This window comes from Pseudenhygromyxa sp. WMMC2535, from assembly GCF_011083025.2.
Genome location: NZ_JABJWV010000001.1, coordinates 3757179 through 3777842, shown reverse-complemented (window position 1 = coordinate 3777842; position 20664 = coordinate 3757179). Strand labels below are relative to the sequence as shown.

At 69.8% G+C, this 20664-nt stretch carries 21 protein-coding genes; 17 read left to right on the top strand and 4 right to left on the bottom strand.

The window, feature by feature from the left end; genetic code table 11:
- Positions 1-5 precede the first annotated feature (5 nt).
- The 6 genes from G6O69_RS14835 (at position 6) to G6O69_RS14810 (ending at position 5963) form a co-directional block, all read left to right on the top strand.
- On the top strand, positions 6-599 hold the full coding sequence (locus G6O69_RS14835) for a LiaF domain-containing protein (RefSeq protein ID WP_172304156.1): 594 nt from the start codon (positions 6-8) through the stop codon (positions 597-599).
- A gap of 189 nt (positions 600-788) precedes the next feature.
- A complete protein-coding gene (locus G6O69_RS14830; RefSeq protein ID WP_172304155.1) occupies positions 789-1097 on the top strand; it encodes a hypothetical protein in 309 nt (102 codons plus the stop codon).
- A complete protein-coding gene (locus tag G6O69_RS14825; RefSeq protein WP_172304154.1) occupies positions 1084-1407 on the top strand; it encodes a hypothetical protein in 324 nt (107 codons plus the stop codon). The genes G6O69_RS14830 and G6O69_RS14825 overlap by 14 nt, the downstream gene beginning before the upstream one ends.
- 71 nt (positions 1408-1478) lie before the next feature.
- Positions 1479-4112: a carboxypeptidase-like regulatory domain-containing protein gene (locus G6O69_RS14820; RefSeq protein WP_172304153.1), complete on the top strand. Its 2634-nt coding sequence runs from the start codon at positions 1479-1481 to the stop codon at positions 4110-4112.
- The gene (locus G6O69_RS14815; protein ID WP_172304152.1) at positions 4109-5026 is read left to right on the top strand and encodes a DUF5819 family protein; all 918 of its coding nucleotides are present in this window, start codon (positions 4109-4111) and stop codon (positions 5024-5026) included. The genes G6O69_RS14820 and G6O69_RS14815 overlap by 4 nt, the downstream gene beginning before the upstream one ends.
- Complete coding sequence (locus G6O69_RS14810; protein ID WP_172304151.1) at positions 5019-5963, top strand: hypothetical protein; 945 nt, start codon at positions 5019-5021, stop codon at positions 5961-5963. The genes G6O69_RS14815 and G6O69_RS14810 overlap by 8 nt, the downstream gene beginning before the upstream one ends.
- A 9-nt stretch (positions 5964-5972) precedes the next feature.
- Here the strand turns inward: G6O69_RS14810 and G6O69_RS14805 are convergent, their stop codons facing one another.
- Both G6O69_RS14805 and G6O69_RS14800 read right to left on the bottom strand, forming a co-directional pair.
- Entirely contained in the window at positions 5973-6536 is a 564-nt protein-coding gene (locus G6O69_RS14805) for a TlpA disulfide reductase family protein (RefSeq protein ID WP_172304150.1), read from the bottom strand.
- Positions 6537-6580: 44 nt separating this feature from the next.
- Positions 6581-7777 (bottom strand): DUF3570 domain-containing protein, encoded by a 1197-nt coding sequence (locus G6O69_RS14800; protein WP_172304149.1) that lies wholly within the window; start codon positions 7775-7777, stop codon positions 6581-6583.
- Positions 7778-7948: 171 nt separating this feature from the next.
- Between G6O69_RS14800 and G6O69_RS14795 the strand changes: the two genes are divergently transcribed.
- From G6O69_RS14795 to G6O69_RS14775, 5 genes are all read left to right on the top strand, one after another.
- A complete protein-coding gene (locus G6O69_RS14795) occupies positions 7949-8413 on the top strand; it encodes a hypothetical protein (RefSeq protein WP_172304148.1) in 465 nt (154 codons plus the stop codon).
- On the top strand, positions 8410-9471 hold the full coding sequence (locus G6O69_RS39390) for a DUF4266 domain-containing protein (RefSeq protein WP_217909835.1): 1062 nt from the start codon (positions 8410-8412) through the stop codon (positions 9469-9471). Before G6O69_RS14795 ends, G6O69_RS39390 begins: the two co-directional genes overlap by 4 nt.
- Entirely contained in the window at positions 9458-10621 is a 1164-nt protein-coding gene (locus G6O69_RS42125; protein ID WP_172304147.1) for a DUF2271 domain-containing protein, read from the top strand. Before G6O69_RS39390 ends, G6O69_RS42125 begins: the two co-directional genes overlap by 14 nt.
- A gap of 15 nt (positions 10622-10636) precedes the next feature.
- On the top strand, positions 10637-11119 hold the full coding sequence (locus G6O69_RS14780; protein WP_172304146.1) for a hypothetical protein: 483 nt from the start codon (positions 10637-10639) through the stop codon (positions 11117-11119).
- Between the two features lie 435 nt (positions 11120-11554).
- A complete protein-coding gene (locus tag G6O69_RS14775) occupies positions 11555-12958 on the top strand; it encodes a PHB depolymerase family esterase (RefSeq protein WP_172304145.1) in 1404 nt (467 codons plus the stop codon).
- Positions 12959-13063: 105 nt separating this feature from the next.
- Here the strand turns inward: G6O69_RS14775 and G6O69_RS14770 are convergent, their stop codons facing one another.
- Positions 13064-13282 (bottom strand): hypothetical protein, encoded by a 219-nt coding sequence (locus G6O69_RS14770; protein WP_176396837.1) that lies wholly within the window; start codon positions 13280-13282, stop codon positions 13064-13066.
- Positions 13283-13473: 191 nt separating this feature from the next.
- On the opposite strand from G6O69_RS14770, the gene G6O69_RS14765 reads away from it, so the two are divergent.
- The 6 genes from G6O69_RS14765 (at position 13474) to hisB (ending at position 18908) form a co-directional block, all read left to right on the top strand.
- Complete coding sequence (locus G6O69_RS14765) at positions 13474-14502, top strand: hypothetical protein (protein ID WP_176396836.1); 1029 nt, start codon at positions 13474-13476, stop codon at positions 14500-14502.
- Positions 14503-14580: 78 nt separating this feature from the next.
- Positions 14581-15030 carry a Holliday junction resolvase RuvX gene (gene ruvX, locus G6O69_RS14760; RefSeq protein ID WP_172304142.1) on the top strand — a complete coding sequence of 150 codons (450 nt, stop codon included), beginning with the start codon at positions 14581-14583 and terminating at the stop codon, positions 15028-15030.
- Positions 15027-16268, top strand: a complete 1242-nt coding sequence (gene mltG, locus G6O69_RS14755) for an endolytic transglycosylase MltG (RefSeq protein WP_172304141.1) — start codon at positions 15027-15029, stop codon at positions 16266-16268. Before ruvX ends, mltG begins: the two co-directional genes overlap by 4 nt.
- 184 nt (positions 16269-16452) lie before the next feature.
- Entirely contained in the window at positions 16453-17604 is a 1152-nt protein-coding gene (locus G6O69_RS14750) for a PEGA domain-containing protein (RefSeq protein ID WP_172304140.1), read from the top strand.
- Positions 17605-17741: 137 nt separating this feature from the next.
- Positions 17742-18260: a DnaJ domain-containing protein gene (locus G6O69_RS14745; RefSeq protein WP_172304139.1), complete on the top strand. Its 519-nt coding sequence runs from the start codon at positions 17742-17744 to the stop codon at positions 18258-18260.
- Positions 18261-18275: 15 nt separating this feature from the next.
- A complete protein-coding gene (hisB, locus tag G6O69_RS14740; protein ID WP_172304138.1) occupies positions 18276-18908 on the top strand; it encodes an imidazoleglycerol-phosphate dehydratase HisB in 633 nt (210 codons plus the stop codon).
- Between the two features lie 48 nt (positions 18909-18956).
- On the opposite strand, the gene G6O69_RS14735 is transcribed toward hisB, so the two are convergent.
- On the bottom strand, positions 18957-20585 hold the full coding sequence (locus G6O69_RS14735; RefSeq protein ID WP_172304137.1) for an Hsp70 family protein: 1629 nt from the start codon (positions 20583-20585) through the stop codon (positions 18957-18959).
- Positions 20586-20664 lie beyond the last annotated feature (79 nt).

Sequence of the window (20664 nt, the reverse complement as noted above, 5' to 3'; positions counted from 1 at the left end):
CCTTCGTGGCTCAGCCCGACAACCTGCTCGCGCTCCGCGACCTCGAAGCCCGCGCGCGCGCGCTCGCCAGCCAGCGCTACGCCGAGGGTCTGATCGACGCCGACGCGCTCGAGCGCAGGCTCGAGCGCATCCTCGACGCCACGAGCGAGGCGCAGCTCGCGGCCGCGGTCGTCGATCTCCTGCCCCCCGGGCTGCCCGTCGAGGACTTCATCGCGCCCCGCACCAGCCAGGCCCTGGCCCGGGTCGCGCCCGAACGCCAGCGCCTGCTCACCGCCTTCTCCGCCACCCGCCGTGAGGGTCGCTGGGCGCCTGCGCGCGAGACCACCCTCGTCAGCGTGTTTGGAGAGGTCGAGCTCGACTACGGCGAGGCCTTGCTCCCGCCCGGGCCGACTCGCGTGGAGCTTCAGGTCAGCGCGTCTTCGCTGCGCGTGTTCGTCCCCGAGGACGTCGCCGTGCGCGTGGACGCGAGCGTGATCCTCTCGTCACTTCGGGTCGACCCCAGCATTCGCCGCGAGCCAGAGCTGGGCGGACCCATGCTCGTGTTTGGTGGTCATATCGTATTTTCCTCGTTCACCGTCCAAAAGTCCAAGCATTGTTAAAGAGGACAGTTTGCCAATCTCATGGATAGTATTAAATGCGCAGGCGCCCTTTTTAACCACACATGTTCCAAAATCCCTTGCATGACATTCTGACATCCGTATGATGTTTCATGAAAAGAGGCGATGACCAATACGCGTTTTTCGCATATCACCTCTATTCATAGATGGACCCCCAGAGGATCGAACACAATGAAGAACAATAAGCTCTACGCTGCGGCCACCGCATTGGCCGTGGTCTCCGCGACCATATCTCTCACAGCCGCGCCCCCCGAGGCCGAGGCCGCGACGCAACTCGTCGTCGAGGCCGAGCCCCAGGAGGCCGCGATCTTGCCCGCGATCGGACTCGTCGCCGTCGGCGGACTCGTCGGCGCCTTCGCCCTCGGCGTCGCCCAGGGCTACATGGAAGAGGTCAACTCTCAAGGTGGGACCCAGGAGCCCACGACCAACGAGACCCTCTCCGAGGCTCGGCCCCAGGAGTTCGACTATGTCCTCAACTGAGCTGTCCAAGGGTAAGTTCCGCCGGCTGCTCGTCGCCGGCCTGGTCTTCGGCGTGGCCTGTGCCTCGAGCCTGAGCTTCTCCTCGAGCGCGCAGGCTCAGATCGAGACCATCGAGTCCGAGCCCGTCGCCGCCGCGACGACCGTCGAGGTCGCCGTGGTCACCGGGGCGCTCGTCGCCTACGGATGGCTCGCCGACAAGACCTATGACCTCGGCAAAGAGGTCGGCAAGTGGCTGGCCGGCACGACCGAGGAGCAGCTCTCCGAGGCGGCCCTCGTCTCCGAGCCCGACGCCGACTACCTGCTCAACTAGTCGCTAAAGACCAGTCGATGGGCCCCGCGCGCGAGGCCCATCGACTGGATTCTATTTATTGCAAATCGATCATGTCCAATCGAGCAAAGTCAATTTTGATCGTCCTCGCGCTGATCGTCACCGCGGGCGCGCTCTGGTCACTCTCTGGCCAGCGCGGCGGCGAGGCCGGGACAGCGCTCGCAAGCGCCGACGCCCACGCCGGCTCGGGCGCGGACACTGGCGGGCGCGGGCAGGGCTTCGAGCCTCCGCCGCGCCCGTCCGCAGGCGCCGACACTGGCAGGCGCGCGCTTCGACTGTGCGGCGTGGTGCTCGGCTATCAGGCCCCCGAAGCGCCCGGCGCGGCGCCAGGGATGATCACCGTGTCGGTCGCCCGCCCGGGCACCGCGCACCCGGTCCGCAGCGCCCGGCTGTCCGCCGAGGGCCGCTGGCAGCTCGACCTCGTCCCCGGCGCCCCCCTCCAGCTCGCGGCCAGCGTGCCCGGCTTCGTGGCGACCAGCCAGCACATCGCCGACCCCCAGCCCTGCGCCAAAAAGGTCTACGAGCTCACGCTCAGCGACGAGGCGGGCACGCGACTGCACGGCACCGTCAGCGACGTGTTCGGCGGCGCGATCTCTGGCGCCGAGGTCGACGTGATCCCCCGCGGGCACCAAAACGGCTTCGGCTTCGAGCAACCGATCTATCGCGCGCTCAGCGATGACGAGGGCGCCTTCGAGTTGCTCGTCCCCAGTAACCGCTACGTCGTCCGCAGTCACTTTCCCGGCTACGCGAGCGCGAGCGCGAGCGCCGACACCCAGCTGCGCGAGCAGGCGAGCGTCTCGCTCGTGCTCAGCCCCGCGGCCTCGATCAGCGGCCGCGTCGTCGACGCCCAGGGCGCGGGGATCCCCGACGCCGAGCTGCGCATGGTCCCCCTCGCCGGCGGGAGCTCCTTCGTCAACTACGCGGCGCGGGCCGACGCGGTGTCCGGGCCCGAGGGGGTGTTTCGCATCGACGACGTCGCCTTCGGCTCATGGGCGATCTACGCGCGGTCCGGCGAGGCCGTGAGCTCCGCGCCCGCCGAAGTCGCGATCGAGCTCTACGATCAGGTCGAGGACGTCGTCGTCAGCCTCGACCGCGGCACCCCGGTCTACGGCGCGGTCCATCTGCGCGGCGAGGACACGCCGATCTCCGACGCGCTCGTGACCCTCAAGGGCGACAGCGCGACGATGACCTGCACGCCCAGCGACGACAGCGGCGTGTTCGACTGCGGCGCGGTCCCCCAGGGCACCTACAACGCCATCGTCGCCCACGAGCAGTACGCGGGGAACCTGCTCGGCGCCAGCGTCAGCGTCAGCGCCGAGCAGCGCTACATCGAGCTCGAGGTCGAGCCGGGCTACACGCTCAGCGGCCGAGTCAGCCCGGCCAGCGAGGGCGTGGCCGTCCGCGTGCGCATGGACGCCGACACCCTGTCCATGGGCGGCATGGGCTACTCGATGATGAACGCGTTTCGAAGCGCGAGCACGGACCGCGAGGGCCGCTTCTCCATCGGCCCGCTGGCGCTGGGCTCGGTCACCTTGATCGCCGAGCACCAGGCCTTTGGTCGCGCCGAGGTCCAAGTCGACCGCGCCCTCGCCGAGTCCGGCGCCGAGCTCGAGCTCGCGCTCGCGCCCGCGGCCAGCCTCAGCGGTCGCGTCGGCGGCCTCGGCCAGACCGACGCCACCACCCTCGAGCTCGTGCTCTCCCCCCTCGGCGAGCCTCAGCGCATCGACGGCACCCGCAGCACCGGCGCGGCGATGTACACCCTGCCCGTCGACGCCAGCGGGGCCTTCGCCGCTACCGGCCTCGAGCCCGGACGCTACGGCCTGAGCCTCCGCCACACCCTGGGCGCCGTGGACTACAGCGGACCCGAGACCCTCGAGCTCGACGACGGCCAGCGCGCCAGCCTCGAGCTCGTGCTCTCGGCTCAGCAGCAGCGCTTCGCCGGCGCGGTCGTCGACGCCGAGGGCAGCCCGGTCGAGGGCGCGGTGGTCTACGCGAGCAAGGATCCCAGCAACCGCGCCGTCTCGGACGTCGACGGGCAGTTCAGCCTCGTCGCCTGGTCCGACGCCGAGTCCCTGCGCGCGGGCTTTCACCGCGCCGGCTACTCGACCGCGGCGAGCTCGACCACGCTGCAAGCCGGCGGCGGCAACCGCCTCGAGGTCCCACCCGAGCTCGATCTCGTGGTCGAGCACGGCGACGCCAAGACCGGCCGCCTGGTGATCACCGGCAAGACCCGCGTCGTTCGCCCGCTCTCGCGCTCGGGCACGACCACGGTCAGCGGCCTGCTCGAGGGCGAGTATCAGGTCCACGTCTGTGCCGACGAGCGCTACGGCGCGGCCAAGGTTCGGCTCATCGGTGGCCCCGCCAGCGTCCCCGTCACGACCCACGCCTGGCGCAGCGCCAGCGGCCAGGCGCTCGCCCCCGACGGCCAGCCGCTGGCCGCCAGCCAGGTGTTTGCGATGCCGACCCGGGACCCCTGCGGGGTGTTCAGCCGCGCGGCCAGGGCCTCGTTCACCGGCGAGCCGCTGCGCACGGACGCCGAGGGGCGCTTCGAGATCAGCGGCCTGCCCCCGGGGCCGACGGCGCTCTACTTCATCGACAGCGGCGGCGAAGAGCCCCGCGAGCTCACCATCACCGTCGACATCGAAGACGGTGAGGGCACCCATGACCTCGGAGAGGTCCAGCTGTGACTAGCGAAGCCATCGATCCCATGTCCACGACCGACGACCAAGCACCAGCCGCGGACACGGCCGCCACCGCGGCCGCGGACGCCACCGCCGAGTCGGCGCCAGACCCTGCGCCAGCTCCAGCGCCAGCTCCCTGCGAGCCGCGCCCGCCCCTGCCGCGGATCGTGACCTGCCTCGGTCTGCTCGCGCTCGCCTTTCACTTCACCGTGACGGCGATCTACATCAACCCGATCAGCGTGATCGGTCTGGCCTGGAGCACCGAGATCAACGCATACCTCGAGCCGCTCTTTCGCCAGCGCTGGTCGCTCTTCGCCCCCAACCCGCCGATGCTCGACCGCCGCCTCGACTATCAGTGCGAGGTCGATGGCCGCCCCGGCGAGTGGCTCAGCCGCAGCGAGGGCCTGCTCGAGACCCACGCCCGTCGGCGCTTCAGCCCCGCCGCTCGCCTGCGCAGGCTCGAGACCGCCGCCATCGTCGCCACGGTCGGCTCCCAGGACCTGATGCTCGAGCAGCTCGTCGCCGCCCAGGACGACGCCAGCGAGGAGACCCGCGGGCGGGTCCAAGACGCCCTCGCCCAGCGCGTCGCGGCCAGCATCGTGTCGAGCGAGACGGCCTATCGCCTGGTCCTCGCCTACTGCCGCCAGGACCTCGGCCACGACCCCGAGCGCATGCGCTATCGCGTGGTGACCAGCGCGATCAAGCCTTTCTCCGAGCGCGAGTCGCCCACGCTCAGCGAGGCCAAGGGCATGACCATGCCCTGGCTCGCGCCCGACGAATTCGACGTGCTCGAGCAGCGCGCCATCGAGTACCTCGAGGTCTACGAGCAGCAAAAGCGGGCCGAGGCCGAGCGCCAGCCCGACTCGCCCACCCCCGAGGCCGCCAGCGCCGCCAGCGAAGGAGCCCAAGACCATGATTGACCACGCGCTACGCCTCATCGATCGCTTTGGCGACCACCCCCGCCACCTGCGCGGCGCCGCCGTGTTCCGCTTCGTCGTCGGGATGACGCTGCTCTATCAGCTGACCATGCTGATCGGTCACTTCGACCTGACCATGGCGCCGAGCTCGATCTATGGCTTCGAGAAGTTCGCCTCGGGCTTCGGCGACATCCACTACTCCTACATGGCGCTGTCCTCCTCGTCCGCGTGGCAGTGGGCGGGCTTCGCCTTCGCCATCGTCATCGTCGGGCTGTGGACCACGGGCTTCGCGGCGCAGCACGGCAAGCTCGGCCACGTGATCACGGCGCTGACCTGGTGGGCCGTGCACAGCATCCACAGCCGCTGCCCCACGCTGTGGGACGGCGGCGACAACTTGATCGAGATCATCTTGATCTACGCGGTGTTCATCGATCTGTGGGGCCCCGAGAAGGAGCAGCGCATGGGTCGGCTGGGCGTCAGCCTGCACAACCTGGCGATCCTCGCCTGCGCCCTGCAGATCTGCATCATGTACTTCACCGCTGGCATCGCCAAGGTCCCCGGCAAGTACTGGCAAAACGGCACGGCCTTCTACTACGTGCTGGCCTCGCGGGAGTTCGGCATGACCGGGCTCGGGCCGCTGATCTGGAACAGGCGCGTGCTGCTCGGGCTGATGACCTGGGGTCCGCTGGTGCTCCAGCTCGCCTTCCCGTGGATCTACTTCTTCGGCCGGCCGTGGCCGCGGCGCATCACCGTGCTCCTCGCCATGTCCTTCCACGTCGGCATCTTGGTGCTCATGGGCCTCAACACCTTCGCGGTGATCATGGTCGGGGCCGAGTTCTTGCTGCTCTCGGACGACGACTTCGAGGCGCTCCGACGGCTCGGGCGAACCTTGCGTCAAAAGCTCCCACGCCTGCGTCGCCGCGAGCCCGCGGGCGCCTGAGCCGAGCGATCACGGCCCGACGTCGAGCAGCGCGTCGATCTCGTCTCGCAGCGCCTCGGCCCCCATGGTCTCGTCGTAGCCCTCGTGGACCGCAGCCACCCCGCCCAAGCTGTCGATGACGTAGGTCGTCGGCATCGTGGGCGGGGCCCAGCGCGAGGCGATCGCGTCGTCGGCGTCGTGGATCACGACGAAGGACACGCCCATGCGCTCGACGAACTCGCGCATCTTCACCGGGTCGTCATCGACGCTGACCCCAACGACCACCACCTGGCCGGCGTACTCGGCCGCGAGCGCCTCCAGGCCTGGCATGGCGCGCTTGCAGGGCTCGCACCAGGACGCCCAAAAGTCGACGATCACCACCTTGCCAGCCTGGGCCGAGAGCTCGAAGGGCTGGCCGTGAAGATCCACGCCGCTCAGCGCGGGCGCGCTGGCCCCGACGCTCGGGGTCGCGGTCGCGGACTGGCTCGGACCGTCGCAGGCCGCCAGGGTCGAGCTCGCCAGGCCGAGGGCCGCGGCCACGCTCAGGCGGAGCAGGCGAGTCGGGAGAGAGGAGCGAGGGGTGGACGTGGTCATCGCTGCGGTCATGGGTGTGGTGTGGAGTGTAGTCGTCGCGGTCGTCAGCGCAGAGCCACGGAGAAGCTCACGCTGCCCTCGCCAGCGACCACCCGCGCCAGGCCGGGGAAGTCGTCGTAGCCATAGAGCACCGCGCCGGCCCGCACGCCGAGGCCGAGCTCGACGGCGGCCACCGAGAGCGCCCGGGTCCAGCGCAGCGCGGCCATGAATTCGTGGTCGTACATCGAGGACAGCTCGCGGTCGCGGGTCACGAAGGGCCCCGCGTCCAGGTCGTAGGCCGAGCTGTAGAACCACGCCGCGCCCTGAAAGTAGGCCCTGTACTCGGCCGAGATCATCAGCGAGGGCCGCGGCACGAAGCGCAGGTCGCCGGCGGCGGTGTGCGACTGGAGCAGCCAGCTGTCGATGTAGTAGCGATAGCCCACCCCCAGGGACAGGCGCCGCGCCAGGGACTGGCGCAGGCGCAGCGCGAGGGCGTAGCGATGGCGGGTCGCGGGCACGACCTCCGGGACGCACAGCGGGGTCTGGGCCGTGCAGGTCACCGGGCCGCCGAGGCCGACCCAGCGGTAAGGGCTCGCGTGATAGCCGAAGCTCGAGCGGTGCTCGCCCGCGATCTGCAGCAAGGTCCCGCGGCCGAGCACCTGGGTGTAGCCGAGCCACACGGCCAAGCTGGTCAGCTCGCGCTCGAAGTCCGGGTCGCCCGCGCGCCCGACCCGATCTCGACTCAGCGCCGCCCGCCCCTCGAGACGAATGTTGCGCTGAAGCCCCTCCCAGGCCGCGCTCAAGCTCGGGCCGTGGGCGCGGTAGTCGGCCTCCTGGGAGTAGCGATAGCCCGCGCCCACGAGCCAGGTCCCACGCTCGTGGTCCACGCCCACGTCGAGCTCGTCGCGCTGCTCGCTCACCCGCGGCGACGCGGCCGTGCGGATGTCGACGGAGGCGCTGGTCCAGACGTCGGTGGTGTAGACGAGGTCGACCCCCGTGCGCCCGAAGTCCTGGTGAAAGTGGATCCGCGGCGCGACCACGGTGGTGCCGTCGCTGTCGCTGCGGACGTAGAGCGAGGTAGCGACCTCGGCGCTCACCGGCGGCGCCCGCTCGGCTTCGTTTTCGTCTTCGGTCTCGGCCTCGGTCTCGGTCTCGGCTTCGTCTTCGTCTTCGGTCTCGGTCTCGGTCTCGGTCTCGGTCTCGGATGGCTCGCCCTCATCGCTCGATTCGACGGCCTCGGGCGCATTCCCTCGTGCCGCCAAAGCCCTGTCACCGAGTGACTTTGATTTTCGAAGTGAACCCTGGAAGGGAAAGATCAATCCGATAATCGCGCATGAAAGCGCCAATATCTCGAGAATGGCGGTCAAGCGCAGGGACTCTACAAGAGGTGAAAATGATTGTCAGTTGTATTTTCGGGTGTTAGGAGTCTCGTCGTGCGGAGCACCCTCGCGCTCGCTTGGTTCCTCGGAGGCTGCGTATCGAGCACGGCCGAGGTCCCTGCGCCCGCCTACGACGACTTTCGCACCCAGGTCTATCCCCTGCTCCTGCGCGACTGCGGCTTCGCGCGCTGCCACGGCGACGTCGATCGCTTTTGGGTGATCTGGGGGCCTGGGCGCACGCGCCTCGACGAGCCGGGCGTGGACCCCGAGCTCGACCCCGAGGCCGCGCTCCAGCCCTTCGATCTTCCGACGGATCGCGAGCTGTGGATGAGCTACCAACGCACCCGCGCGGCGTTGACCCACGACGAGGCCGTGGTCGACTCGCCCCTGCTGCGTCGCCCGCTCGAGGGCCGTGAGCACGGCGGTGAGGATCACTGGGGCCACAACCTGTGGGCCGAGGACGACCCGAGCTGGCAGCTCGTCGCCCGCTGGGCCGCCGGCGAGGAGCTCGATCCATGAGCAGCCTGAGCCTGAGCCTGAGCGCGGCCCTGCTCGGCGCGAGCGCGCCCGCAGCCTACTCGAGCCCCGCGCTCTACTCGGCGCCGACCTGGGAGGGCGGCGGCGGCGGGCGGCACTTCACCGGTACCCGCGTCGACGGCCAGAGCTGCGAGGTCTGCCACGGGGGCGGCGAGCCGCTCGCGCTCGAGCTCGCCGGCCTGCCCGTGGGCGGCTGGGAGCCAGGCGCGACCTACACCATCGACATCAGCTGGTCGCCGATGGTCGAGCACGCCGGGGTGCTCGCGGAGATCGCCGACGCCAAGGGCGTGGCGGTCGGCGAGCTGAGCTTGCCCCCCGACGAGCTGCTGACCAACGCCGAGCGCTGTAGCAGCGGGACGCGAGCCGCGAGCGACCTCGCCCTCGAGGACGGGCGCCAGCTCCTGGCGATCGGCGACTGCGGCGCTCACCGCCTGCGCTTCCAGTGGCAGGCGCCGAGTGAGCCACCTGCACGCGTTGACGGTCAGGCCGACGCCGGCCCGTGGCTGCACCTCGCCAGCGTCCGCGGGGACGGCTCGGGCGACGTCCAAGGTGACGGCCCCGGGCTCCAGGTGATCCCCCTGCCGATGAGCGGCGAGGTCCAGACCTCGGGCTGCCAGCTCAGCGCGCCCAACGAACACAGCCGGCCGGCCATGGCTGTGGGCGCCGGTCTGCTCGCGCTGCTCGGCCTACGCACGCGCCGGCGCCGACGCCCGCACCAAGGCCGCGGCCGCCCGGCCTCGCTCGAGCGCGGCCAGCTGCGCTCTCCCAGCGCACGCGAGCTCCTGCACGAGCCGCCTGCCCTGCCGCGCCGACCCGGCAGGCCCGCTCGCCTCGCGCTGCTCGGAGCCTCGCTGCTGCCCTGCCTCGCGCTGCTCGGCTGCGTCCGCGTCCAGCCCTGGGAGCGCGAGCGCCTCGCCCAACCCGACATGCAGATGGCCGTCGACCCCGAGCTCTCCGCGGGTCCAGACCACGCCGTGGAATACCGCGAGGGATCTGCCGGCGCCTTCGGTGGCGCGGGAGGTGGCTGTGGCTGCAACTGAGCGCCGCGCTCCGTCGAGGACGCTCGCCCTCGCGCTGCTGTGTGCGGGCGCCTGTGATCAGTCGGGCCTCGAGGTCGACGAGCCGAGCCCGCCCGCCGACGAGTGGGCCGGCGACGAGTGGGGCGAAGAGGACGAGGGGCCCCCAGCCGACGACGAAGGCGCCCCGAGCCTCGACGACGAGGGTGGAGCCGACACCGACAGCGGCGGCAGCTCGGGCGACGCCGCGACGGCCGTGCTCGTGTCCCCCGGGCAGAGCTGGCGCTACGAGAGCGGCGCCGCGGCGACCAGCGGCTGGCGGGCCCCCGACTTCGACGACAGCGCCTGGGCCAGCGGCGCCGCGCCCTTCGGCCAGGGCTTCGAGGTTGCGACCGCGCTCTCGCAGACCAGCCGCCTGCGCGCGAGCTTCGAGCTCGACGACCCCAGCGTGATCGCAGGCCTGGTCCTGCGTCTGCGCCGAGACGACGGGGCGATCGTCTGGCTCAACGAGATCGAGGTCTTCCGCAGCAACATGCCCAGCGGCGACGACCCGGGGCTCACGGCGCAGAGCAAGGCGACGGGCTACGACCCCTACTACTACTATCACGCCTTCCCCGATCCGGCCCTGCTCACGGCCGGCACCAACGTCCTCGCGATCTCCTTGCACCCCCACGGAAGCGACGACGACCTCGTCGTCGACGCGATGCTGCGGGGCGTCGACCCCGAGGCGCCGCCCGACGAGCTGAGCTTCCGCGTGCGCACCTTGGGCTACGACGGCAAGTACGGGCCCAAGCACGTCGGCGCGATCTGGATCGAGGACGCCCAGGGCTTCGTCCGCACCCTCGAGGTCTGGGGCGACACCCGCCGCGAGCACCTCGTCGCCTGGCGTCTGGCCAGCGACAACAACGACGTCGACGCGGTCACCGGCTCGACGCGCTCGAGCCACGGGACGCACCTCGCGACCTGGGACCTGCGCGACGCCGCGGGCACCCTGGTCGAGCCCGGCGCCTACCGCCTGCGCGTCGAATACACCGAGGCCAACTCGAACAAGAACGCCGCCGCGGGCCCGCAGATCGCCGTGGACTTCGAGCTCGGCGCGGGCCCAACCATCCTCTCGGCTGCGACCAGCGGCGACACCAGCGACTTCGCCGAGATCCTCCTCTACGCCCCCTGACCTCGAGAACACATCGTGAGCCAAGCCAAGCACCACCCCCGCGTCTGCCTCTCGCCCACCCTGGGCCTGACCCTCGCCATCGCCCTGACCAGCGCCTGCTCCGGCCTCGGCGGACAGGACTCGAGCTCGACGACCGCGACCACGGACACGCCCCCCTGGTCCGAGACCGACTCCGACGATGGTTCGACGGGAGACTCCGGCGACGAGGTCGGCGAGAGCACCTCTTCCTCGGACACGGACACGGACTCGAGCTCGGACACGGACTCGGACAGCGACTCGAGCGAAGACGAGAGCAACGACACCCTCCCCTCCATCCCCGACCTGCCCTCCACGACCTCTAGCGGGGGCGACGATGACGACGACGATGACGACGACGACGACGACGATGACGACGACGACGACGACGACGACGATGATGACGACGACGACGACGACGACGACTGGGACGACGACGACGACGATGGCTGGGGTGACGACGACGACGACGACGACGACTGACCCGAAGCCATAGAGGGCCCTGCGCATGGGCCCCGAGCGAGCGGAGCGCGGGATTTTCGTCCCTCCTCCGCTCCTTGCTTTTGGGCGTGCTTCAATCCTCGATGCGAAAATTAATGCACAGTTTTGATGGTGACAGACCGCCAACTGTCACCGCGCGGCTGCGCGAAGCAGCCATAGATCCCAGAACGATGTAAAGCAGCCTCGCGGCGCGCGCAACCGCGCAATCTGTCAATTAGACCAATATGATGCGACAGCAGGTCAATGTGCAATCGAGTGCGCAGCGAGATTATCATGGATCCCCGAACACACCGAATACGAGCATTATTGACAGCAGTCAAAGAGCCACAGACTACCATCATAAATTCACAAAGAACGCGCACACTTTCGCCAAAGAATACTTGTCTCAGCGAACAGCCCCCTGTTATCCGTTCGCCCATGGCTGCACGCTCACGCCCCTCGTCGATCTGTTTGGCTCTCTCTCTCCTGCTCGCGCCCCTCGCGTGTGTGACCGCTGGAGACGACACGGTCGAGGAAGAGTGGCGCAGCTGGAGCACCACGAGCTACGGCGGGGTCTCGGGCTCGGTCTACACCCCGAGCACCGAGGGCGTGATCGGTGAGGGCCGCAGCCTGCTGATCGTGCTCCACGGCTGCACGCAGAGCTACTCGGACCTGCGCGACCAGGGCAACTGGGTCGACACCGCCGAGGACTACGGCATGGTCGTCTCGATCCCCGCGGTGCCCAACGGCGGCGTCTATGCCGGCTGCTGGGACTATTATGGTTCGAGCCACTCGCGCTCCTCGGGCCACGCCGGCGCGATCATGGACCACGTCGACGCCCTGCTCGCCGACAGCAACCTCGACATCGATCCCAACCAGGTCTACGTCGCCGGCCTGTCCTCGGGCGCCGGCATGTCCATGGTCATGGGCTGCCTCGCTCCCGACGTGTTCGCCGGCATGGGCATCGTCGCCGGGCCCACGGTGGGCACCTCTGCCTTCCAGATCTCCTCGGTCGGGACCTCGGCCTCGGCGGGTGAGTCGACCTGCCTGAGCCTCGCCGGCTCGGCGAGCGGCAGCTTCGCCACGCAGATGACCTCGGCCGTCGCCGGGACCTCGGACTATGTCGTGGCCCAGGGCTACGCCGACCTCAACGCCGAGATCATGTCGAGCATCTACGCCGACGAGGCCGGCCTGGGCTCGCTGAGCAGCTCGAGCTTCGCCGTCAGCGAGCTGCCTGGGGTCTCGCCCGCGGGCACGGGCACCGAGTACAGCGACAGCGAGGGCCCGCGGGTCTCGCTGATCTCCGCCTCCGGCATGAGCCACGCCTGGCCGGCCGGCGACGGCGGCTCGGGCGGCAGCTTCGTGACAGGGACTGGCATCGACTACGCCCGCTACCTCGCGGAGTGGTTCTCGGCCAACAACCCCCGCGTCGTGGACGGCGGGAGCACGGACGACGGTGGCGACACCACCACCGACGACGGTGGCGACACCACCACCGACGACGGTGGCGACACCACCACCGACGACGGCGGCGACACCACCACCGACGACGGCGGCGACACCACCACGGATGACGGCGGCGACACCACCACCGACGACGGCGGCGACACCACCGATGACGGCGAGGAGCTCTGCGAGCCTTGGGTCTCCGCCGTGACCGCGACCTTGAGCAGCCACTTCTCGCGCTTCGCCGTCTACCCCAACGGCTACGGCGTGGCCGACGAGACCTACCTGAACCTCTTCTACGCCTACGGGACGAGCACCGCCTTCACGCTCTACGAGGGCACCGACGGCAGCTGGTACGCCTACCCGGAGAACCTCCCGGGCGCCGACTGCCTGTGAGCACCCCGAGCTGACGCGCGGCGTCCCGCTCGAACCTGGAAGACCCGCCAGGGCTCTCGAGAGCCCTGGCGGGTCTTCTCGTTGGCCGCGGGCCCTATCGGGGTGTCAACACGACTCATCGACCTCTACGCGAACCGGGGAGAAGCCAGGTGCCGAAACTCGAAGCTCCGCGCCCGCGTCGACCTCGAAGTCTTCGAGGGCGATGAGGCTGGCGTCCGCAGCGTAGACCACACCATCGATGACGCGCTCTTCGGCTCGGCGCTGGCTTGGTGAGCCCTGCGTCACGCCCTGCGCACCAGGGACATCAATTGCGAAGACCACCACGACCCGACATATCTTCGGGGTAGGTTGAATAAAGGGACTATGCCTTTGAAGTCGCAATAAACGCTGATCGAGAGCCCTTTCGCCGCTTTCCCATGTCCCCCGAAAAGGCCATCGTCACCCAGTGCGGCCCAGCCGCAGACCCGACCCCCCGACCCCTGCAAGGGTCGGGGGCTCCGTGATAGCCTGGCTCGATGCCGTATCCCCCCCGCCCTCGTGTCCTCGCAGCCTTGACCCTGAGCACCGGCCTGCTGGCGCTCACCGCCTGCAAGAGCAGCGAGGCCGAGCTCGAACAAAAGGCCAAGGAGGCCCTCGAGGAGCCCCTCGAAGATCCCTGGGTCGCCGCCTTGGGCAGCGAGGGCGACGACGCCTTCGCCGAGGCCGAGATCGATCCGGCGGCCGAGGCTGGCGAGCTCGCGGCGGCCGAGGCTGGCGAAGCCGAGGCCGGTGAAGCCGCGGCGGCCGAGGCTGGCGAGGCCGAGGCCGGTGGCGAAGTCGCGGCGGCCGAGGCTGGCGAGGCCGCCGAGGGCGACGCAGCGGCGGCCGAGCCCGCCGCCCCCTCCGTCGCCGCGACGGCCGACGCCCAGCCTCGCAGCGCGACGGCCGAGAAGACCGGCGACGCGGACGAGCCCTCTGGCGCGACCGAGGCCGTCGCAGCCGCGCCCGCCGAGCCGACGCCCTCCGCCGAGGAGCCAGCCGCGGTCGCCAGCGCGGCTCCGGCGGCTACCAAGCCCGCCGCCGAGCCCGAGCCCGCCAAGCCCGCGCCGATCACCTTGGCGGACTTCGATGGCAGCTACAAATACGTCGGCGGCAGCAAGCAGCGCGAGGGCCTCGAGAAGGCCATCGAAGAGGCCGTGCTCCAGCTCAACGCGGCGATCCGCGGCATCGGTCGCCGACGCCTGACCAAGACCAACCCGATCCCCACGGGCCTCGACATCAGCGTCAACGGGACCAAGCTCAAGACCGCGTTCAGCAGCGGCTTCGACCCGGAGTGCAACGTGGGCTCGAGCGCCGTGACCTGGTCGAACGGCAAGGACAGCTACAAGGTCAAGGTCGTGCAAAAGGGCAGCAAGCTCGTCCAGGTGATCGTCGGCGAGGACGGGGTCAAGACCACGGTCTACGTGCTGTCCGCGGACCGCCAGCGCCTGACCGTGCACCACAAGATCTCCTCCGATCGGCTCCAGACGCCGATGACCTACCGACTCAGCTACGCGCGCAAGTAGCTCGGGAACCCGGGAATTTCCGGGCTGGAATGCCGGCGTGGGGCCGCGCGTCGAGGCGTGCTACAAGTCCGCCAAGGCATGCGCACCCTCGCCCTCGACGTCGGCTCCAAGACCATCGGCCTCGCCCTCAGCGACGCGGCCGGCGAGCTCGCCTCGGCCCTCGAGGTGCTCGCGCGCAAGGGTCAAGTCGGCGACACGGCGGCCGTGCTCGAGCGCGTCGCCTCCCTCGAGGTCGACGCCCTCGTCGTCGGCCTGCCCCTCGAGCTCGACGGCAACGAGGGCCACCGCGCCCGCCTCGTCCGCCGCTTCTTGAAGGTGCTCGAGGCGGCCATCACCGAGCGCGGCCTGAGCCTGCCCGTGCACACCTGGGACGAGCGCTTCTCGACGGCCGCGGCCGAGCGCACCTTGCTCGAGGCCAACTTGTCGCGAGCCAAGCGCAAGCAGACCATCGACGCCGTCGCGGCCCAGTTCATCCTCCAGGGCTGGCTGGATCGTCAGCGCCGCGCTAGCGAGGAGCGCCTCCCGTGAGCAGCGCACGCTCGACGCCGAACAAGGGCGCGCGCAGCTCTAACGTGCGCAACGCCAGCCGGGGCAAAGCCGGGGGGGGCAAGGGCGGCCCGCGCCCCTGGTATCGCCCGCGCCGCTCCAGGCGCCCGCAACGCTGGGCGCTGGTGATCATCGCCAGCTTGCTGCTCTTCGCCGTGCTCAGCGCCCGCGCGGGCTGGAAGCACCTGACCAGCTACCCCGACCGCCCGGGCAGCGGCGGCGCCGAGGAGATCAGCTTCGTCGTCCCCGCCGGCTCGAGCTTCCCCAAGGTGCTCGCCCAGCTCCAAGACGAGGGGGTCATCGCCGAGGACGACGCCACCGCCTTCCACGTGTTCGTGCTCCACCGCGGCGCGGCCAGCAAGATCACGGCGGGCGAGCACAGCTTCCGCGGCGACATGACGCCCAACCAGATCCTCGACGAGCTCATGCGCTCGCAGCCCAGCCGCGAGCGCCGGGTCACCATCCCCGAGGGCAAGCACCACCTCCAGGTCGCGCAGATCCTCGCCGAGGCCGACCTCGGCGGCGGTGAAGAGGCCCTGCTCGCGGCCATGCACGACCCCGAGCTGCTCGCCTCGCTCGGCGTCCCCGGCGACAGCGTCGAGGGCTACCTCTTCCCGGACACCTACCAGTTCAACACCGAGGCCAGCGCCGAGCAGATCGTCTCGCGTCTGGTCGAGCACCATCAAAAGGTCTACGCCGAGGTCCGCCGGGCGCACATCGACGGCGCCGAGCGCCTCGCCGAGGACTTTGGCTGGGGCGACCACGAGATCGTGATCATGGCCTCGCTGATCGAGAAGGAGACCGGCCAGGCCGCCGAGCGCCCGCGCATCGCCAGCGTGTTCCTCAACCGCCTGCGCTTCCCCACCTTCAAGCCCAAGCTGCTGCAGACCGACCCCACCATCATCTATGGCTGCACGGTCCCCGAGCACAAGTCCGCGGCCTGCCAGGACTTCGAGGGTCGCATCCGGCGAATTCACCTGCGCGACCCCGACAATCCCTACAACACCTACACCCACGAGGGCCTGCCCCCGGGGCCGATCAGCAACCCCGGCGCGGCCGCCCTCGAGGCCGTGCTCGCGCCCGAGCGCACGCGCTACCTCTACTTCGTCGCCCGCAACGACGGCACCCACCACTTCTCCAAGACGCGAGAAGAGCACGAGGCGGCCGTCGACAAGTACATCCGCGGCGGGGCCAAGGGCGACGGCAGCGTTCAGCAATAGCCCGGTCGAGGGGGCGAGCCGACGGCGCGAGCAGGACCCGGTGCGGGCCCCGTGCGGGCCCCGTGCGGGCCCCGTGCGGGATTGCCGAGAGCGCGAGTGCGCACCCAAAAAGCGCGGGCGCCAGGTCACCTCGCATACCCCGCTAGGCACATCTGACCCGCGCGTCCCGTGCTATCGTCCGCCCATGATTTTTCCCGCGGCTCGCCTGCGCTCCCCGGCCGCCATCGCCACCGCGCTCGCCCTCGGCCTGGCCACGATCCCGGGCTCGGCCATGGCGGCGCCGCCCAATGGTGAGCCCGAGGCGGACATGGAGGCAGGGGGGGAGACCAGCGAGGCGCCGAGCCCAGCACCCAGCACTCCTCCCGCGCCAAAGGTGTCCAAAGAGGACGGCACGCGAGCCGCGATCCTTCCCCTGGTCGTCAGCGGCCAGCTCCTCGACAACGATCGCCAGACGCTGACCGACGCCCTGGTCGAGGGCCTCCAGCGCGGCAACTTCGACGTCGTCCCGCCCGACGCGGTGATCGCCGCAGGCCACCGCGACTGCAGCCGGGCCGGCTGCATGCAGTCCATCGCCTCGAGCACCGGGGCCTCGCACGTCGTGCGCGTCGTCGTCGAGGTCGTCGACCGCGACTACAGCGTGCAGGTCGAGCTCTACGACGGCAAGGACGGGACCACCGTGGTCACCAGCAGCGACGGCTGCGAGATCTGTGGCGTCGCCGACGTCAGCGCCCTGCTCTCGACCCAAGCCGCGACCTTGCGCACCAAGCTCGACGCCCTGTCCACGGGCCCCGCGGCGATCGTCGTGACCTCGACCCCCGAGGGCGCCGAGGTCACCCTCGACGGCGAGCCCTATGGTGTCACCCCCCTCGACAAGCCGGTGATCCCCGGTGACCACGTGATCCGGGTCAGCGCCGAGGGCTACATCTCCATGCAGGAGAAGCGCACCTTCGTCGAGGGCGCGCGCGAGACCTTGAGCTACGAGCTCGAGAAGGTGCCCAACCGCCTGCCCAAGCGGCCCTGGGGCTGGGCCGCCCTCGGGGTCGGCGTCGCGGCCCTCGGGGTCTCGATCGGCATGGCCGCCGGGCTCCACGGCCGCGTCGAGTACACCGTCGCCGGCAACTGCGAGGGCAACGACAAGGACTCCGACGACAATTGTCGCTACCTGTGGGACACCATGGCGATCAGCCTGCCCACTGGCATCGTCGGTGGTGCGCTGACCACCTTGGGCGTGGCGATCTTGATCAACACCGCCAAGAACCCGCACAAAAAAGCCAAGCGCCAGGCCGCGACCGCGCACATCCAGGCCAGCCCGGGCGGGCTCAGCCTGCGCTTTTAGTGCGGACGCATGCTGGCCTGGAGTGACCCAGGCCGAGCCCCACCAAAGCTGCCCGCGCGCTCACCAACAATTTTTTGAGGCCGGCGTGGCTGGTTTTGTGACTGGGCCGCGCGCCGCCTGCTAAGCTCGCAGGCGCAATGTCGAAGTCCGGCATGGGAGAGCTGGTCTCGGAGGTCGCCCACCTCAACGACCAGCTCGACACAACCAGCTACTACGCGATCCTCGACATCGATCAGGGCTGCGACTACATCGGTGTCCGCGACGCCTTCTACGCTCGGGCCCAGCGCTTCCACCCCGATCGCTTCGTGATCCTCGAGAACGAGCCGGTCAAGAAGGCCGTCTACTCGGTCTACAAGCGCATGACCGAGGCCTACCAGGTGCTCACGGATCCGCAGCTGCGCGCGGCCTACGACGCTGGCCTGGCCGAGGGTCAGTTTCGCCTGTCCTCGGAGCAACGCTCGCGCCGCCTCGACGCCGACGAGCGCCAGGTCTCCAACCCCTTCGCGCGCATCTACCTGCGCTCGGGCCGACAAAAGTTCGAGCGCGGCGATCTCAACGGCGCGTGGATCGACTGCGAGCTCGGCCTGTCCGTCGAAGAGACCCCGCCGCTGCGCAACCTCCACGTCGCGGTGGTTCGCGCCCTCGCCGGGCGCTGAGGCGCGGCTTTCGTCATGACAGCTCCAGCAGCTCCAGTAGCCCCAGCAGCAGGGCGCCGCGCCGAGGTCGTCCGCGAGACCCGCGAGACCAAGATCCGCGTGGCCCTGACATTGCCCGGCGACGCTCCGGCCGCGCCGAAGATCTCGACGCCGGTGCCCTTCCTCTCGCACATGCTCGAGGCCCTCGGCCGCCACTCGGCCATGGCCCTCGAGGTCGAGGCCGAAGGCGACGTGGAGATCGATGACCACCACACCGTCGAGGACGTCGGGCTAGTCCTCGGGGCGGCGATCGATCAGGCCCTCGGGGACCGCAAGGGCATCTTTCGCTACGGGCACTTCTCGCTGGCGATGGACGAGACCCTGGTCGACGTGGCGCTCGATCTCGGCGGGCGCCCCTATCTGGTCTACGAGCTGCCGGCGATCGCCGGCAAGTGGATCGGGCGCTTCGACTGCGAGCTGGTCCGCGAGTTCTATCAGGCGCTGGCCGTGCAAGCGCGGATGAACCTGCACCTGCACCTGCGAGCCGGCGGCAACGCGCACCACGTGGTCGAGGCCAGCTTCAAGGGCCTCGCTCGGGCGCTGCGCATGGCTTGTGCGGTGGATCCAGCGCTCGATGGAGGGACACCTTCCACCAAGGGCGTCATCTAGGAGCCCCGCGGGGTCCCACCACGGGCTCCTAGAGCATCGCGCTCGGACTCAGAGCCGGCTGGCCACGGAGCCGTCCGTGTTGAAGCTGTTTTGCGTGCGCGCGATGATGGCGTCGACCTCGGCCTGAGGCAGGCCACCGAGGACACGCATGGTAGCGACCTGCTCTTGACCAGTGTCCTGGTCGAGGGCGCGGACTTCGAGCAGACCATCGGTGTTGATCTCGAAGGTCACCGCCACGGTCACGGCGCCACGAGGAGCCTCGCGCAGGCCGCTGAGCATGAGCTCGCCGAGCTTGGTGTTCTCCTCGAAGCGCGGGCTCTCGCCCTGGCAGACCTGGATGCGGACGTAGCGTTGCTTGTCGGCGGTGGTCGTGAACAGGCGGGTGCGCTCGACGGGGATCACGGAGTTGCGCTCGATGATGAAGTCGACGTTGCCGCCGATGGTGCCGACGCCGAGGCTGCGCGGGGTCACGTCGAGGAGCACGGCCGTCTGGGCCATGGTCGGCATGGAGACGCCGCCGGAGGCCATGGGCACCAGGGAGCCGAGCAAGGCGGCGCCCTGGATCGCGGCGCCCACGGCGACCACGCTCATCGGGTTGATCGAGGTCTGCGGGGCCTTACCGAAGAAGCTCTGGACGAGCTCGCGGACCAGGGGCAGGCGCGTGGTCCCGCCGACGAGCACGATCTCGTCGATCTGGCTGGGGCTCAGGCCGGCGACGCGCATGGCGTCTTCACACACGCCCACGGTGCGGCCGATGATCGGCTCGGCGATGGTCCGCAGCTCCTCGGCGGTCATCGCAAATTCCAGATCGCGGTCGCTGCCCGCCGGCACATCGTCGACGCGCAGCGAGGTCTGCGGGTGATCCGAGAGCTGAATCTTGACCTGCTCGGCGACGACGCGCAGCTGCTCGAGGGCGCGCGGGTCGTGGCGGAGGTCGACACCGTGCTGCTTTTGATAGGCCTCGACCATGGCCTCGAGCACCGCGTCGTCGACATCGTCGCCGCCGAGGAACATCTCGCCAGAGGTCGAGAGCACCTCGAACACGTTGCGGGTGATCTGGAGGATCGTGACGTCGAAGGTGCCGCCGCCGAAGTCGTAGACGGCGATCCGCCGGTCCATGTCCTCGATGTAGCCGTAGGCCAAGGCGGCGGCGGTCGGCTCGTTGATCACCCGGATCACGTCGAGGCCGGCCAGGCGCGCGGCGATCCGCGTGGCGCTGCGCTGCGAGTCGGTGAAGTTCGCGGGCACGGCGATGACCGTCTTCTTGACCCGGCAGCCCAGGGCCTCCTCGGCCATCTCCCGCAGGTAACGCAAGATCACCGCCGAGAGCTCGACCACGCTCATGCGCCGGCCACCGACCTCGATCATCACGGTCTCGTTGTCGCCCTCCATGATCCGGTAGGGCACCGAGCGCATCATTCGCTGGACCTCCGGCGAGGAGAAGCGCCGGCCGATCAGCCGCTTGGCGCTGTAGACGACCTGGCTTGGGTGGATCGCTCGCTGACGCTTGGCCTCGAGGCCGACGACCAGCTGACCATTGGGCAGCGCGGCGACCACCGAGGGCACGATGCGGTCTTCGCCGCGCCGCACCACTGAAGCCCGCCCGTCCTGAACGACCGCGCAGGCCGAGTTCGTCGTACCGAGGTCGATCCCCAGGACGATGTTTGGATCGGCCATTCGAACTTCAGTGTATCTGAAGCCACGCCTGGTTCAGAAAAAACCGGCCACCACCGACGGCGACCAGCTGCGACCCGTC